We start from the raw sequence: 14696 nt of genomic DNA on the forward strand, positions 1-14696 counted from the left end.
ATAGCAAACGTTTGCGCACGGCTATACTTTTCAGTTCCTTCGTATCAGTATTCCGGGGCGGGTGCCTCTGCCTGTCCTCATTTCCTGCATTTTGCCACCTCTCCTATGCTGTCTTCTGCTATAGCATCTTTCTTTCAAGAGCGGTTTGCGGCCACTCCCCTGCTGGTAAGGGCGCCGGGCCGCGTGAACCTGATCGGTGAGCATACCGACTACAACGGAGGCTTCGTGCTGCCCGCCGCCATCAACAAAGAAATCTATTTCGCGGTTGCCCTCAACGGCTCCAGCACCATCCGGCTGCACTCCTTCGACCTGAAAGAAGACTACGAAGTGGCCCTGGCCGACGTAGCCCCAAGCAACACACTGTGGGCCAACTACCTGCTGGGCGTGGTGGCCCAGTTTCAGAAGCGCGGCCTGCCGGTGCAGGGCTTCGACTGCGTATTCGGCGGCACGATTCCCATGGGCGCGGGCATGTCGTCGTCGGCGGCGGTGGAATGCGGGCTGGCGTTTGCCCTCGACACCCTGCTTCATACCCGCCTCGACCGGCTGGAGCTGGCCCGCATCAGTCAGAAAGCTGAGCATGAGTATGCCGGCGTGCAGTGCGGTATTATGGACCAGTTTGCCAGCCTGTTTGGCCAGGCCGGTCACGTGGTACGCCTCGACTGCCGCTCCCTGGAGTATGCTTATTTTCCCTTTGATGCCAATACCTACCATCTGGTGCTCTGCAACTCCGGGGTGAAGCACTCCTTGGCCAGCTCCGAGTACAACACGCGCCGCCAGGAGTGCGAACGGGGCGTGGCCGTACTGCAGCAATATTATCCGGAGGTAGCCTCCCTGCGCGACGCCACGCTGGAACGCCTCGAAAAGCACCAAGCGGAGCTGGGTGAGGTAGTATACCGGCGCTGCCGCTACGTGGTAGAGGAAAATCTGCGGGTAGAGCAAGCCTGCCATCACCTGCTGGCGCACGACCTACCAGCTTTCGGCCAAGACATGTACGGCTCCCACGCCGGCTTGCGCGACCAGTACGAAGTGAGCTGCCCGGAGCTGGACGTTCTGGTCGAGCTAGCCCGCCCCTTGCCCGGGGTAGTGGGTGCCCGCATGATGGGCGGCGGCTTCGGCGGCTGTACCATCAACCTGGTGGAAGCCAGTGCGGTGGAAAGCTTTGTGGCGGCCATGAAGCCGGCCTACGAAAAGCAAACGGGTATTGCCCTGGAAACCTACCAGACCACCATCGTAGACGGCGTAGGCGTACTGGCCCCGGTTGCCGTTTCTTAAATTTCACCACTCTTTCCTTTATGGCTGAGTTTGACATCACCGAGCACCCCCACCGCCGCTACAACGCCCTGACCGGGGAGTGGCTGCTGGTGTCGCCGCACCGCTCCAAGCGCCCCTGGCAGGGGCAGCAGGAAACCACCGAGGCCGAGCAGCGCCCCGCCTTCGACCCTACCTGCTACCTCTGCCCTGGCAATACCCGGGCGGGCGGGGCCGTGAATCCGCCCTACACCGGCACGTTTGTATTCGACAACGACTTTGCCGCCCTCACCGCCGATGCGCCTCTGGGCTCAGTGAACGTGGGCGGACTTTTGCGGGCCGAGGCCGAGTCGGGCGTGGGCCGCGTTATCTGCTTCTCGCCTCGCCACGACCTCACCCTGCCCGAAATGGAGGTAGTTGCCATCCGCGGAGTGGTGGACGTGTGGGTAGAGCAGTTCCAGGAGCTGGGCTCTCGCCCCGATATCAACTATGTGCAGATTTTCGAGAACAAGGGCCAGGTAATGGGCTGCTCGAACCCGCACCCGCACGGGCAGATCTGGGCCCAGCGCACCGTGCCCGGCGAGCCGGCCAAGGAAACCGTGCAGCAGGCCGCTTATTTCCAGGAGCACGGCCGCAGCCTGCTTACTGATTACCTGGCCCTGGAGCTAAAGGAACAGCAGCGGGTGGTGCTGGAAAACGCGCATTGGGTGGCCCTGGTGCCCTATTGGGCTGTGTGGCCCTTCGAGACGCTGGTGCTGCCGCGGCGCCACGTCACGGACATCACCCAGCTGTCGGACGAGGAAAAGGATGCTTTTGCTGGCATTCTGCAGCAGCTCACCATCCGCTACGACAACCTGTTCCAGATTTCCTTCCCCTACTCCGCCGGCCTGCACCAGCGCCCCACCGACGGGCAGGAGCACCCGGAGTGGCACTTGCACATGCACTTCTACCCGCCCCTGCTGCGCTCGGCCACGGTGCGTAAGTTCATGGTGGGCTACGAAATGCTCGGCGACCCGCAGCGCGACATCACCCCCGAAGCCGCGGCTCAGCGCCTGCGCGAACTGCCGGCCGTGCATTACAAGCAGGCGGCAGCACCTGCTCCCAATTAATCCTCATCTGAATTTCCTCAAAGCAAAAAGCCCGCTGCGCAATGCAGCGGGCTTTTTGCTTTCAAGCTGGTTAGATAGCCTGAACTGTCATGCTGAGCGCAGTCGAAGCATCTCTACCGCTTCGTTAAGCCAGTGTCGTTCTGTAGAGATGCTTCGACTGCGCTCAGCATGACGGTTTATTGGGTTTCCTTAGCTCTCTGGAACAACTCACTCCTTACTGCTCCCCCGAAGGCCGGGCCAGCGGCTGGCCTATCGGCACCGGATTACCAAAGTTGGGCGAGCCGTCGGGGTTCCAGGTGAAGGGCTGGGCGCGGGGTGTGCGGAACCGGCCGCAGCCCTGGCCGGGCTCATCGTTGGCGTGGTACAGAATCCAGTCCTGCTTGCCGTCGGGCGACTTGAAGAAGGAGTTGTGGCCGGGCGCGTACACCTTGTTGGCCGCGTTCTGCTGAAAAACCGGCGTCGGCGACTTGGTCCAGGAAGTGGGCTGCAACAGGTCGGCACTGGCGGAGGCGGTGAGCATACCCAGGGCGTAGGTATCGGTCCAGCAGCCACTGGCGGAGTAGATGAGGTAGAGCTTGCCCGCGTGGCTAAGCACTTCGGGGCCTTCGTTCACGTCCACGTGCGGGGGGTCGTTCGGGTTATTCAGGTCGCCGTTTCGTTCCCAGGCGTACTCCGGTGTGGAAACGCGCACCCGTGGGCCCTCAATGGTCCAGGGGTTTTTCATGCGGGCCAGGTAAATATCCTGGCGGCCGTTCACGTCGCCCTCCCACCCCGACCACACAAAGTACAGCTGCCCGCGATGCTCGAACACCGAGCCGTCGATGGCCCACTTGTTGGTGGCATCGGTTATCTGGCCTTTGTCTTCCCAGGTGCCTTCCAGCGGGTCGGCGGCACTGTTTTCCAGCACAAAAAGCCGGTGGTCGGGGTTGCGGCCGGCATCGGCGGCGTAGTAGAGGTACCACTTGCCGTTAAGCCGGTGCAGCTCAGGGGCCCAGATTTCGCGAGAGTTGGGGCCGGTAGCGGGCGGTGTCCAGACCACCTTGCTCGGGGCCGTGCGCAGCTGGCTGAGCGAAGGCGTTTTCCAGAGTGTGATGTTGCGGCCGGTGGTGTGCGTGTAGTAGTAATTTCCGTTGTGGTAGATGCTCCACGGGTCGGCGCCGGCGGGCAGCAGCGGGTTGGTGAAGGTGGCTGCTGCGGCTGGGGTAGCGGGTTGCTGCGGGGTACGGGTGCAGCTGCCGACTAGGAGCGCCAGCAGCAGCAGGAAGGATGGTTTCATACGAGCATGTTATTCTGACGGCGGTTCCCGATTTTGCTGACGACAGTTCCCGCAGAGGCCGCTGAAGTCGTTCAGCGACTTGTCTCGCCCAGTTTACTTGCCGTTCGTCTTGCGAATGAGGTCGGTTTCGTCGGCGTGGTAGGGCGTGCCGTCTTTGCGGAATACCTCGTGGAACCACTCACCCGGCTCACCCCCATCAGCTACGGGCACGTCCCACTGATACTTGGTGTTGGTTTTGCCGTCCACGAGGCCCCAGTTGATGGCGCCGATGTTGTATTTCTTCAGCAAAGGAAAGATGTTGACGAAGCGCGAGTTGCGAGGGCGCGCCATGTACTCGGTGCAGATCATGGGGCGGCCGTGGGTTTTGAGCAGCTCAATCACCCGCTCGTGGGCGGGCACTTCGTCGTAGTTGTGGTAGGTCAGCACGTCGGAGTTCAGGGCCTGGAAGGTGTTGAGCTCCTTGAAGCCCCAGTTCCAGAGGCCCACGCTCAGGGGCTGGCTGGGGTTTACTTCGCGGGCCCAGGCAAACACGTTGCGCAGCAGCGGCATCGACGAAATTCCCTTATTGCTATTTCCGGGCTCGTTGTACAAATCCCAGAGCAGCACGCGCTTGTCGGTGGCGAAGCTGCGCAGCACATCCTGCACGTAGGGCTTAAGCTTCACGAATGTGGCCGAGTCGCGGGAGGCCGGGTCGCCGGGGTCCTGCACCCAGCCGGAGTTGTGGATACCAGGCTTGGGTGCGGGCTGGGGGCCGACTTTCGCATCTTTATTCCAGCAGTCGTCGAAAAACACCAGAATGGTCTGGATGTGGTGCTTGTCGGCCAGGGCCAGGTACTCATTTACGCGCTTTTTGAAGCCCTGCGGATCCTGCTGCCAGGCCAGGCTGTGCAGAAACACGCGCATGGTGTTGAAGCCGATGCCCTCGGCCCAGCCCAGCTCCTTGTCGATGGTGGCGGGGTCGAAGGTTTCTGCCTGCCACATTTCCAGCTGATTGATGGCCGTGCTGGGCGTAAAGTTTGTCCCCGACATCCAGGGATGCTGGCGGTACCAGGCATTGGCCCGCTCCGCCGACCAGCGCTGGCCCTGCATGGCGGCCGCCGTAGCCGCCGCGCCTTTGGTTTTGATCTTGGTTTTCTGGGCAAACGTGCTGGTGGTGGAAGTCAGCAGCAGAAGAAAGAGCAGCAGCTTTTTCATGAAAGGGAAAATGGTAAAAGAAGAAGGTAAATCGAAAGAAATAGGCCAGTGACAGGAAAGCGTCATGCTGAGCTTGTCGAAGCATCTCTACCGCTTCGTTGCCGTGGTATTAATATAGCCAGAGGTAGAGATGCTTCGACAAGCTCAGCATGACGGTTCTGAAGATGCACGTTCACTGCCTACTCACCGGAGGGTTTGGGCTGAGGCTGCGTCAGGGGTACGGGCGCACCGAAGTTGGGCGTACCGTCTGGGTTCCAGGTGAACTTCTGCATGCGGGAGCTGCGGCCCTCGCACTTGCCGTCGGCGGCGGCTTTGGCGTGGTATACCAACCAGTCCTCGCGCCCGTCCGGCGACCTGGTAAAGCAGTTGTGGCCCGTGCCCCACACGCCGTTTTCGGCCGAGGGCTTGAACACGGGTTGCGCAGCCTTAGTCCACGACTCGGGCTTGAGCGGGTCACTGCCTTTAGGGGCCGTGAGCATGCCCAGCGCGTAGTTGTCGTCCCAGCAGGCGCTGGCCGAGTACACCACCAGCAGCTGGCCCTGCCGGCCGGGCAGAAACTCGGGACCTTCCAGAATCTGGCGGCCCCCACCCTTTTCCCAATCAAATGTAGGCCGGGCAATAATGACTTCTTTGCCGGGAAGCAGGGTCCAGGGATTTTGCATGGGCGCAATGGCCAGTACGCTCTGCGGTCCCACGTAGGCGGAGTACAGAAAATACCGCTTGCCGCCGAGCTCAAACACCGAGCCGTCGAGGCCGGAATGCTGGGTATTCACTTTCCCCTTGTCTACCCACTGGCCCGTGGTGGGGTCCGCCGCCGCATTTTCCAGTACAAAAACAAAGCGGCTGTTGTCGCCGGGGTTGGCCTTATCGGTGGCGGTGTAGTAGAGGTACCACTTGCCGTCGAGGCGGTGCAGCTCCGGAGCCCATAGCTGGGTTGAGTTGGGACCAGTGGCTGGGGGCATCCACACCACCGCCGCCGGGGCCTCCTTCACCCCGCTCAGCGTCTTGCTTTTCCAGAGCGTGATGTTCTCCCCCGTGGTGTGGGTGTAGTAGTAATAGCCCCCTTGCCGCGCTACCCACGGGTCAGGTCCTTCGGCCCGCAAGGGGTTGCGAAAGGTGGCGGCCGGCGGCTGTTGGGCCCAAGCCGCCGGGGTTGAGCCGGCGCCCAGCAGAAAGCTAAGCAGCGCAACGCGGGGGAAAGACAGACGCATCATAGAAAGACCAAAGCTGATTTACGCCTTCAGGCAAGAAAGCACAGTGGGTAGTTGCCCACCCCTTAGTGCGCGACGACTACCGAGCAGCGCTGGCTGGGGCCCGCACCCGTCAGCTGAACCCGGTACAGGCCGGCGGGCAGGCTTTCGGTTGCCAGCGAAGTAGTGTTGGCTACGCCCGCCGCAGCCCGCAAGGCCAGGTGGCGCACCAGCTGACCAGTGCTGCTGTACACGTCCAGGCGGGCGGCGCCCGATTGCTGGGGCACAAAGGACAGGGTGAGGGCCGAGCTAGCCGGATTTGGGTAGGCCGTCAGACTGCCCGCGGGGGCTTCGTCGCGGGCGGCCAGGGCGGTGCGGCCGCTGTTCAGGGGCAGCGGCATCAGGTCGAGCTTCCAGCGCTGGGCGTCGTTCCCGTTGTCGGTGTACTGATGCACGGCGGTGCCAGGGTTGGAAAGGTTGTTGTCTACGTCGAGGCACTGGTTGGTGCCCTTGTGCACTAGCTTCACGTACCCGTCGCCCGCGGGTACAATCTGCCAGCGTTGGGCATTGTTGCCATTGTCGGTCCACTGCTGCACCACGGCGCCGGCCGCGCTGCTGTTGCCGGCCACTTCCAGGCACAGGTTGGTATTGCGGTGGCGGATTTTGTAGTAGCCGTCGGCTTCCAGGGTGATTACCCAGCGCTGGGCATCACTGCCGTTATCGGTGTACTGGTGCAAGGCCTGGCCGGGCGTGACTGAGTTATCGGGCACGTCAAGGCATTGATTGGTGCCCTTATGCGTGAGCTTATACGTGCCGCCCGAAACGATATCCTGGTTGATGAGCGTGAACTGCCAGCGCTGGGCGTCGCTGCCGTTATCGGTGTACTGGGCTACATTGGTGTTGGGCACACTGCTATTGTTGGCTACGTCCAGGCATTGGTTCGTGCCTTTATGGGTGAGCTTGTAATAGCCCCCATCTGCGGCTTCCAGGCGCCAGCGTTGGGCATTGTTGCCGTTGTCGGTGTATTGCTGCACGTTGGCCCCGGCTGCGGCGCTGTTGCCGTCCACGTCCAAGCACTGATTCGTGCCCTTGTGCGTGAGCTTGTAGTGCCCGTCGGTCTGCAGCGTCACAATCCAGCGCTGGGCGTCATTGCCATTGTCGGTGTACTGCTGCACGTTGGTGTTAGGGGCGCTGCTGTTGCCGGCCACGTCCAGGCATTGATTGGTGCCCTTGTGCGTGAGTTTGTACGTGCCGCCCGATACCAGATTGTTCACGGGGCACGCTCCACCCGGCACGCGCAGGGCCACGCCGTAGTTGGTCATGTTCACCTTCTGAATGGCCCCGTCTCCCGTGAAATACAGCCGGTCGATGGCCACGTAGCGGGTGGAGAAATTGTTGTTCTGGTAGCGGTGGTAGGTGATGTAGTACTCGTCGCAGCCGGGAATCTTGGTGATGGAGTGGTGGCCGGCACCCTGGTTCTGGGCGTCCGAGGAAAGCACCGAGCCGCGGTACGTCCAGGGGCCTAGCGGGGAGGTGCTGGTAGCGTACTGCACGTTGTAGCTGGCGTTGGTCCAGGAGCCGTTGGAGTAGGTCATGTAGTACGTGCCGTTGCGCTTCACCACGTAAGGCCCTTCCGTGTAGTTCTGGGGCGTGATGTTCACGGGCGCATCGGCCGTCAGGCTTACCATGTCGGCGTTGAGGCGGCGGGCCACCAGCTTGCTGCCATTGGAGCCGCCGTAGTAGATGTAGGCCTGCCCGTTATCATCCACGAACACGTGCGGGTCGATAATATCCACCGTGTAGGGGTCGGAGCCAATGAGCGGGCGGCCCAGGTCGGTGAACGGACCGGTAGGCGAGTTGCCCACGGCCACCCCAATCTTCACCTCCGCCGAGTAATAGAAGTAGTACTTGCCGTTGCGGGCCACCACGGAGGGCGCCCAGCCGTTGTAGTCGGCCCAGGTGCACTGCGGGCCCACGTCGAATATCACGCCCTCGTCGCGCCAGTTGGTGAGGTCGGCCGAGGAAAACGCGTGAAAGTCCTGGCCCCCGGTGCCTTCGTTGGTGGTTGGGTAGATGTAGTAGCGCCCGTTGAAGTAGTTCATCTCCGGGTCGGCGTGGTAGCCGGGGATAACAGGGTTGCCGCTGGTTTGGGCCTGGCCGGGCCGGACAAAGCCGAACGTGCCGAGGTACAGCGCGAGAAAGAGCAGAAGTTGTTTCATGGTTGTGGTGGGATTAGGTAAGCACTGGAACGGAAGCGCACGAAACCACAGCCCAGGGGCCAGGCAAGCAGGATAGCATGATTAGCAGATAGATGAGTAGCTATGCCAGGAGCGCAGCCCGCATTGCAGAGCTTACCATCCATTATTTTCCTGGTAGAGTTTAGCAAGTCAGCGCCAGCCTACGGGGCTTCACAAACAGCAGCAAGCCATTGGTTGGGCTGGGGCTATAAGCAGCAATTAGGTAGGAAAAGGAAACCAGGTCGGGGTTGGCACTCTGCTACTACAGAGGGGCTTAAAGCGAGCAGTAGTAGGTATCAGCCGCCGCAAGCTAATTCCGTCGATTAAATTATGCAAACGTTTGCACATTTATCTGCATCTTGCCAGCGTCCTTTCCCACCCCCCTTTCCTTATACTAAGCCGCGCTTTCTCTCATTTGCCCTTTCGCTGATTTATGCCTTCCCGTCGCAACTTTCTCCAACAGGCCTCTGCTGGCCTGGCTTCTCTGGCCCTGCTGAACAACGCCGCCTGCTCCGCGGCGGCCCGCACCTACACCAACCCCGTGTACGCCGGCCAGTTTCCCGACCCGTTTGTGCTGCGCCACGAAGGCCGCTACTATGCCTTTGGCACCACCGGGCAGGGCCGCACCCCCGATGGGCGCATCTTCACCCTGCTCACCTCCGATAACCTGGTCGACTGGAAACCAGCCGGGGGTGCCCTCACGCCGCCGGCCGGGGCCGAGGGAGCCGACTTCTGGGCCCCCGAAGTGATGTTCCACAACGGCACGTTTTACATGTACTACTCCATGGGAGGCGGCGCCATTGGGGCCTCCGTGGGCCACCGCCTGCACGTGGCTACCAGCAAAGCACCCCAAGGCCCCTACACCCAGGTGGCGCTGCTGGATGTGCCCGCCAGCAAGTTTACCATCGACGCCCACGCCTTCCAGGATACCGACGGGCAGTGGTACCTGTTCTACGCCCGCGACTTTATCGACACGGACAACGGCTACCGCCCCGGCACCGGACTGGTGGTAGACCGGCTCCTGGACATGACGCGCCTGGCCGGGGAAAGCCGCACTGTGATGCGGGCCCGCCACGACTGGACGGTGTTTGAGAAAAACCGCACCATGCCGCTCTACGGCGGCCAGACCTTTGCGGAGTGGCACACGCTGGAAGGTCCTTTCGTGCGTAAGCACGAGGGCAAGTACTACTGCTTCTACAGCGGTGCCAACTTCCTCACGCCCCGCTACGGCGTCGACTTCTGCGTGGCCGACTCCATTATGGGGCCCTACTCGGAGGCGGGGGGCGGGCAAGGGCCGCGGGTACTGGCGGCCGTGGCCGGCCACGTGCGCGGGCCTGGCCACCACTCCCACGTGCTCAGCCCCGATGGCAAAACCGAATACCTGGTGTACCATGCCTGGAACAAGGAAATGACAGAGCGCCAGCTTTGCATTGATCCGCTGACCTGGACAGCCCGGGGCCCACGCTGTCAGGGTCCGACGTACACTCCCCGGCCCTTGCCCTAAGCTGCGCAAACACTGTTTCTGTCCCCAGAGAGCCGGCCGCACAAATGCCGGCTTCTTTGCGTATGTTTGCATGAATAGTTGCACAGGGTTTGCGTAACCTTCTTGCACAGACCGCCCTCCGTAAGCAGCAGCATTTTGGCACGTACAAGAGCATCCATCACCGACCTGGCCCAGCAGCTGGGCGTATCGGTTTCCACGGTTTCCCGGGCCCTCAGCGACCATCCTGGCATCAGTGAGGTCACCAAAAAGCGGGTGTGGAAGCTGGCCAAGGAGCTACACTACCAGCCCAACCACCTGGCAGCCGGCCTGCGCAAAGGGCGCAGCAACCTGCTGGGCGTGCTGGTGCCCCACATCGATGGGCACTTCTTTACGTTGGTAGTGAAAGGCATCGAAACCATTGCCTCCAAGGCCGGCTACAACATAATGATCTGCCAGTCGAACGAGGACGTGACGCACGAGCGTAAGAACATCGAAACCCTGCTCAGCGCGCAGGTAGAGGGGATTCTGGTTTCGATGTCGCGCACTACCCGGGACTTCAAGCACTTCGAGAAGGTGCGGAAGCAGGAAATTCCGCTGGTATTCTTCGACCGGGTGCTGGACGGGCTGGACGTGAATGCCGTGGTGCTCGACGACCGGGAGGGCGGCTACCAGTCCACCAAGCACCTGATTTCGCAGGGCTGCCGCCGCATTGCCCACTTCGGCGGGCCGCAGCACCTGAATATTTACAAAAACCGGCGCCAGGGCTACGTGGATGCCTTGCTGGAGGCCGGAATGCCCATCGAGGAAGAGCTGTTTTTCTACTGCGACATGACCCTGGAGGACGGCATTGCCGGCATGCAACAGATGCTGCGGCTGCCTCACCCTCCTGACGCCATCTTTTCTGCCAGTGACTTCTCGGTGGTGGGTGCCCTGCAGGAGCTGAAGCGGCAGGGCTTCCGCTCTCCCCAGGATATTGCCCTGGCCGGGTTCAGCAACGAAACCTTCACCTCCCTCACCGAGCCCATGCTCACGTCGGTGGACCAGCGCTGCGAGCAGATGGGCCAGTCGGCGGTGCGGCTGTTTCTGGAAATGCTGGAAGAGCGCGGCAGCAAGTTTTCCCCGCGCCGCATCGTGCTGCAGCCCGATCTGCTGGTTCGCACGTCTTCGCAGCGGCTTGCTAAGTAAGCATAGCCCCGCTTAGTCCTGCTGCGAGGGCAGGTGTTCGGGCGTGGTAGTGGCAGTCCGGCGGCCCAGGCGGTACGTGAAGGCCAGCACCACGTTGTTTTTGGCCGAAGTGTTCTGCGGAATAAATTGCCCCTGCTTGTAAACCGGCAGGTTGTAGTTGGCCTGGTGCACCCAGCCGGCCTGGGCGGTGAGGTGCTTGTTGAACTGGTAGCCGGCGCCGACGTACACGCGGTTGCGCTCAAACACCGGCCCTTTCGGGTTCAGAAAGATTTCATCGTACACCGAGAGAAAGACCGTGCCGGGCCCGATGGAGCTTTTGTTGAGGGGCAGAAACGTGTTCAGGCGGTAGCGCAGGCGGTTGCGCGTGCCGCTACTGTCGCCGCTGTAGCTAAACCACCGCTGCTCCAGGCGGTAGCGGTGCTCTACCCGCAGGCGCGCCATGTACTGGTTAAGGGTAATCTGCAGCCACAGGCGCTTCTCCGTATTCAGGGGGCCTTCGGCTACTTCTTTGGGCTTGTAAGTGGCGTAGCGCCCCCCGGCCAGCATCACCGTGAAGTTCTTGTCCAGGTCGTAGCTCAGGCCGCCCTTCAGCTCATTGTAGAAGTACTGGCTGAACAAGCCGTTGGTGCGGGCCTGCACCTCGGCGTAGCCGCCCCACTTCTTCTCGGGCGTGCCGGGCAGCTGCACCGTGCCAATAAACCAGGTGCCCCAGGTGCCCGGCGTCTGGGCCCGGGCCTGGCTGATTCCTCCCAACAATGCCCCCAGGAGGCCCACTGCGCACGCGGCTTTGTTCATTGCAAGTGCTTGTTTTTCGCGCGGCGAAGGTACAGGAGAACCGTGAGCCCACCACCACCTGTCCTGGCAGCCGCCTGCTAACCGGGCGGCGAGCCGCATGCAGGCACCCCGGCAGCTACCGGAGAGGCCCGGGCGGCTGCCCCACCCGGGCATAGCCAAAGCGCACCGGCGGCGCTACACTATGGTAGCCGTCGAGGCCGGAGATGCAGGCGGTGCCCAGGGCGGCTAAGTCCAGGGTGCCATCCGGGCGCAGGCCTTCCTCGCGCAGGTATACGTGCTCTACGGCGCCTACCAGCAGTACCGTGCCGTTGGATATGGACAGCTCCTGCTGCAGCCGCAGCCCTATGCAAACGGCGCTTTCGGCCACGTAGGGCGCCGCAAACCCGTCGCGGTAGATGGGGGTAAAGCCGCAGGCTTCGAACTCCGATATCCCGGAAGCAAAGTCGGCGGAAGTGTAGTGGGCCGCCGCGGCCAGGGCTTCGGGCACATGGTTGAGGGTGTAGCAGCCGCTGCTGCGCAGGTTCTGGTAGGTGTGCCGGGGCACGGAGGTGGGCCGCGTGACCAAGCCTAACAGGGGTGGGTCGGAGCCCAGGTGCAGGGCCGAGCTGAAGATGGCCAGGTTGGTAACCCCATCGGGCGCCGCCGTGCCTACCAGGTTGGCCGGCTTGAACCCGGGCAAGCCGTTTACCAGATTCAGGCGGTAGATTCGCTCAGCGGCGTGAATGTCGGCAGCGGTGAGATGCAGCATAGGGGGCAGAACAAGTTGCTTGGACTATGCAGACCAGCGGCTGGCGGCTTTGTTTCGGCGGCCTGGTTTTCCGTGGCCGGCGGCCTTACTTCCCCAGCCGGTCAACGTCTGTTAGCTGACCTTTCTGCTGCATCACCTGCAGGTCCAGCCGCGAAAGCGAAAAAGCCTGTTTGCTGTACTTGGCCGGGTCATTCAGCTTATTCAGCGGATGCGCGTTAGTGGTGGCGTACTCGTTGGCTACCAGCTCTACCGTGTTGCCCTGAGTGCTCACCACTTTCAGCAGGCTGTACTCGCTGGTCGAATCGTTTTTGCGCACGGTGTAAACGTCGCCCGCCTGCGGGGCAGCCAGGTAGGTGGCATTATCCTCTTTGTTGCGGCCACTCATCCACAGCCCAAAGGCAGCCACCGCCAGTAGCAGCAGCAGCCCCACCCAATGCCACCACGGCGCCCTTGTTTGCTTTTTCAGGGTTTCCAGGGCCTGCCGCATACCGGACGCCTCGGCGGGCAGTTCCTTCTGCGCCCAGGTGCCTTTGCAGTGCAGGCACTGCGCTACGGCGGTCTTGGCAAAGGGCAACAGCGGAATCCAGTAGATGTGGAGGTAGCGGCTAAACACGCTCAGATGCATCTGCTCGGAGTTGGCGCAAGACGGGCAAACCAGCCCCGGCTGAGGCATAGTGCGCACAAGGGAGTTTTTAGTTCCGAAGATAATCATAGCCAGGCAGTAAGATTGGTACTGAGTAAGGATCAACGATACTAAGGGCCGACCAGTTGCCGCGGGCTGCGGTTTGCTCGCCAGTTGCGGACGGCGGCCCCGGCCCAACTACCCAAAAAGTCGGCCGCATACCAGCCAACTGGTCGGGGCCTCTACAGTTTGACCGCGCTTCCTGCCAGAAAGCGCTACCTTACTGCCTCGCTTGTAGTAGCGCCCGGCAGATTGCGGGTTGGTTATTGCTTTCCGACCTGTATGCCCGATTCTGCTACTTCCGCGCCCGCTGCCAACTCCATCGAAGCCGAACTCCAGCGCCTGCGGGCCGAGAATGAACGCCTGCGCGCGGCTTCTGCGCCCGCGCCCAGCGCCGCCTACGAGCAAAGCCAGGTTCGCTTCCGGACGGTGTTCGAGAATACGCCCCTGGGGCAGAAAATCATCGACCCCGACCTGAACATTCTCCAGGCCAACCAGGCGCTGGCCGATATGCTGGGCTTCGGGAAGGCCGAGGAGCTGGTGGGCAAGCGCATCCTCGACTTTGCCCACCCCGACCACCTGGCCGACTGGAGCAAGCTGCAGGAAAGCCTCTGGGCCCACAAGAAACCTTCCTTTGTGCTGGAAACCTGCCTGGTGCGGCCGGATGGAACCTCCTTCTGGTGCCAGGTAACGTCGGTGCTGTTTCCCGACGACGGCGGTGAGCTGGGCTACACTACCCTGGAGGATATTTCGGAGCGCAAGAAGCTGGCCATCAACCACAAGCGCCTCTACGACGCCCAGGAAACTATCCTACACCTGGCTGCCCACGACCTGAAAAGCCCCATCAGCAACATTCAGCTGCTGGTGGATTTGCTCAAGCGCGAGGAAGCCCTGCAGGAGCTAAAGCCCGCCGATACGCAGCAGCATGTACAAAAGCTGCTGTCGTTGATTGAGCAGTCGTGCACGGAGGCGGGGGTGCTGCTGAAAGATGTGCTCTACCTAGGCCAGCTGGAAGCCACCAAGCTGGAAAAGCACCAAACCGACCTGGGGGCCTTCCTTTCCGAGCGGCTGCAGGTGTTCCAGGTGGTGGCCCAGGACAAAGGCATCGACCTGGAGCTGGACCTGCCCCGGGAAACGCTGACGGCCAACATCCACGCCGATAAGTTTGGCCGCATCCTCGACAACCTGCTGACCAACGCCATGAACTTTACCCCGCCCGGGGGCAGCATTTGCGTGCGCCTGCAGCAGCACGAGGGCCACATCCGGCTGGTGGTGAAGGATACTGGCCTGGGCATTCCGCCGGAGCTGCAGGCTAAAGTGTTCGACAAGTTCAGCACGGCCTCCCGCTCGGGCCTCTACGGCGACACCACCACCGGGCTGGGGTTGTTCATCACCAAGCAGATTGTGGAGCTGCACGAGGGCAAGATCTGGCTGGAAAGCAAAGAGCAGGAAGGCACCACCTTCTTCATCGACCTGGCCTAACGCCCAGGTACAGCAGCAAAAAGCAGTCCGTGCGCTAAGCCAATGCCGCCGCGTATACCCGCAGGAT

The 14696-nt window shown here is 61.9% G+C and carries 12 protein-coding genes; 5 read left to right on the forward strand and 7 right to left on the reverse strand.

Going from position 1 to position 14696, the window contains the following annotated elements:
* Window positions 1-105: 105 nt before the first annotated feature.
* A complete protein-coding gene (gene galK / locus LRS06_RS01275) occupies window positions 106-1272 on the forward strand; it encodes a galactokinase (RefSeq protein ID WP_257869806.1) in 1167 nt (388 codons plus the stop codon).
* A gap of 20 nt (window positions 1273-1292) precedes the next feature.
* Window positions 1293-2357 carry a UDP-glucose--hexose-1-phosphate uridylyltransferase gene (locus LRS06_RS01280; RefSeq protein WP_257869807.1) on the forward strand — a complete coding sequence of 355 codons (1065 nt, stop codon included), beginning with the start codon at window positions 1293-1295 and terminating at the stop codon, window positions 2355-2357.
* A gap of 214 nt (window positions 2358-2571) precedes the next feature.
* Here LRS06_RS01280 and LRS06_RS01285 read toward each other — a convergent pair whose 3' ends face one another.
* From LRS06_RS01285 to LRS06_RS01300, 4 genes are all read right to left on the reverse strand, one after another.
* A complete protein-coding gene (locus LRS06_RS01285; RefSeq protein WP_257869808.1) occupies window positions 2572-3633 on the reverse strand; it encodes a glycoside hydrolase family 43 protein in 1062 nt (353 codons plus the stop codon).
* A 93-nt stretch (window positions 3634-3726) separates the two neighbouring features.
* Complete coding sequence (locus tag LRS06_RS01290) at window positions 3727-4827, reverse strand: cellulase family glycosylhydrolase (protein WP_257869809.1); 1101 nt, start codon at window positions 4825-4827, stop codon at window positions 3727-3729.
* A 179-nt stretch (window positions 4828-5006) separates the two neighbouring features.
* On the reverse strand, window positions 5007-6041 hold the full coding sequence (locus LRS06_RS01295) for a glycoside hydrolase family 43 protein (protein WP_257869810.1): 1035 nt from the start codon (window positions 6039-6041) through the stop codon (window positions 5007-5009).
* Window positions 6042-6103: 62 nt separating this feature from the next.
* Complete coding sequence (locus tag LRS06_RS01300; protein ID WP_257869811.1) at window positions 6104-8236, reverse strand: RICIN domain-containing protein; 2133 nt, start codon at window positions 8234-8236, stop codon at window positions 6104-6106.
* A gap of 451 nt (window positions 8237-8687) precedes the next feature.
* Here LRS06_RS01300 and LRS06_RS01305 point away from each other — a divergent pair, with 451 nt between their 5' ends.
* Entirely contained in the window at window positions 8688-9758 is a 1071-nt protein-coding gene (locus tag LRS06_RS01305) for a glycoside hydrolase family 43 protein (RefSeq protein WP_257869812.1), read from the forward strand.
* Between the two features lie 135 nt (window positions 9759-9893).
* Complete coding sequence (locus LRS06_RS01310) at window positions 9894-10922, forward strand: LacI family DNA-binding transcriptional regulator (RefSeq protein WP_257869813.1); 1029 nt, start codon at window positions 9894-9896, stop codon at window positions 10920-10922.
* A gap of 12 nt (window positions 10923-10934) precedes the next feature.
* Here the strand turns inward: LRS06_RS01310 and LRS06_RS01315 are convergent, their stop codons facing one another.
* From LRS06_RS01315 to LRS06_RS01325, 3 genes are all read right to left on the reverse strand, one after another.
* The gene (locus LRS06_RS01315) at window positions 10935-11717 is read right to left on the reverse strand and encodes a DUF2490 domain-containing protein (protein WP_257869814.1); all 783 of its coding nucleotides are present in this window, start codon (window positions 11715-11717) and stop codon (window positions 10935-10937) included.
* A 115-nt stretch (window positions 11718-11832) separates the two neighbouring features.
* Window positions 11833-12465 (reverse strand): flavin reductase family protein, encoded by a 633-nt coding sequence (locus LRS06_RS01320; protein WP_257869815.1) that lies wholly within the window; start codon window positions 12463-12465, stop codon window positions 11833-11835.
* Between the two features lie 85 nt (window positions 12466-12550).
* Complete coding sequence (locus tag LRS06_RS01325) at window positions 12551-13177, reverse strand: zinc ribbon domain-containing protein (RefSeq protein WP_257869816.1); 627 nt, start codon at window positions 13175-13177, stop codon at window positions 12551-12553.
* Window positions 13178-13429: 252 nt separating this feature from the next.
* On the opposite strand from LRS06_RS01325, the gene LRS06_RS01330 reads away from it, so the two are divergent.
* Window positions 13430-14629: a PAS domain-containing sensor histidine kinase gene (locus LRS06_RS01330; RefSeq protein WP_257869817.1), complete on the forward strand. Its 1200-nt coding sequence runs from the start codon at window positions 13430-13432 to the stop codon at window positions 14627-14629.
* The last annotated feature ends 67 nt before the right edge of the window (window positions 14630-14696 follow it).

The sequence above is a fragment of the Hymenobacter sp. J193 genome (assembly GCF_024700075.1).
Classification (GTDB): domain Bacteria; phylum Bacteroidota; class Bacteroidia; order Cytophagales; family Hymenobacteraceae; genus Hymenobacter.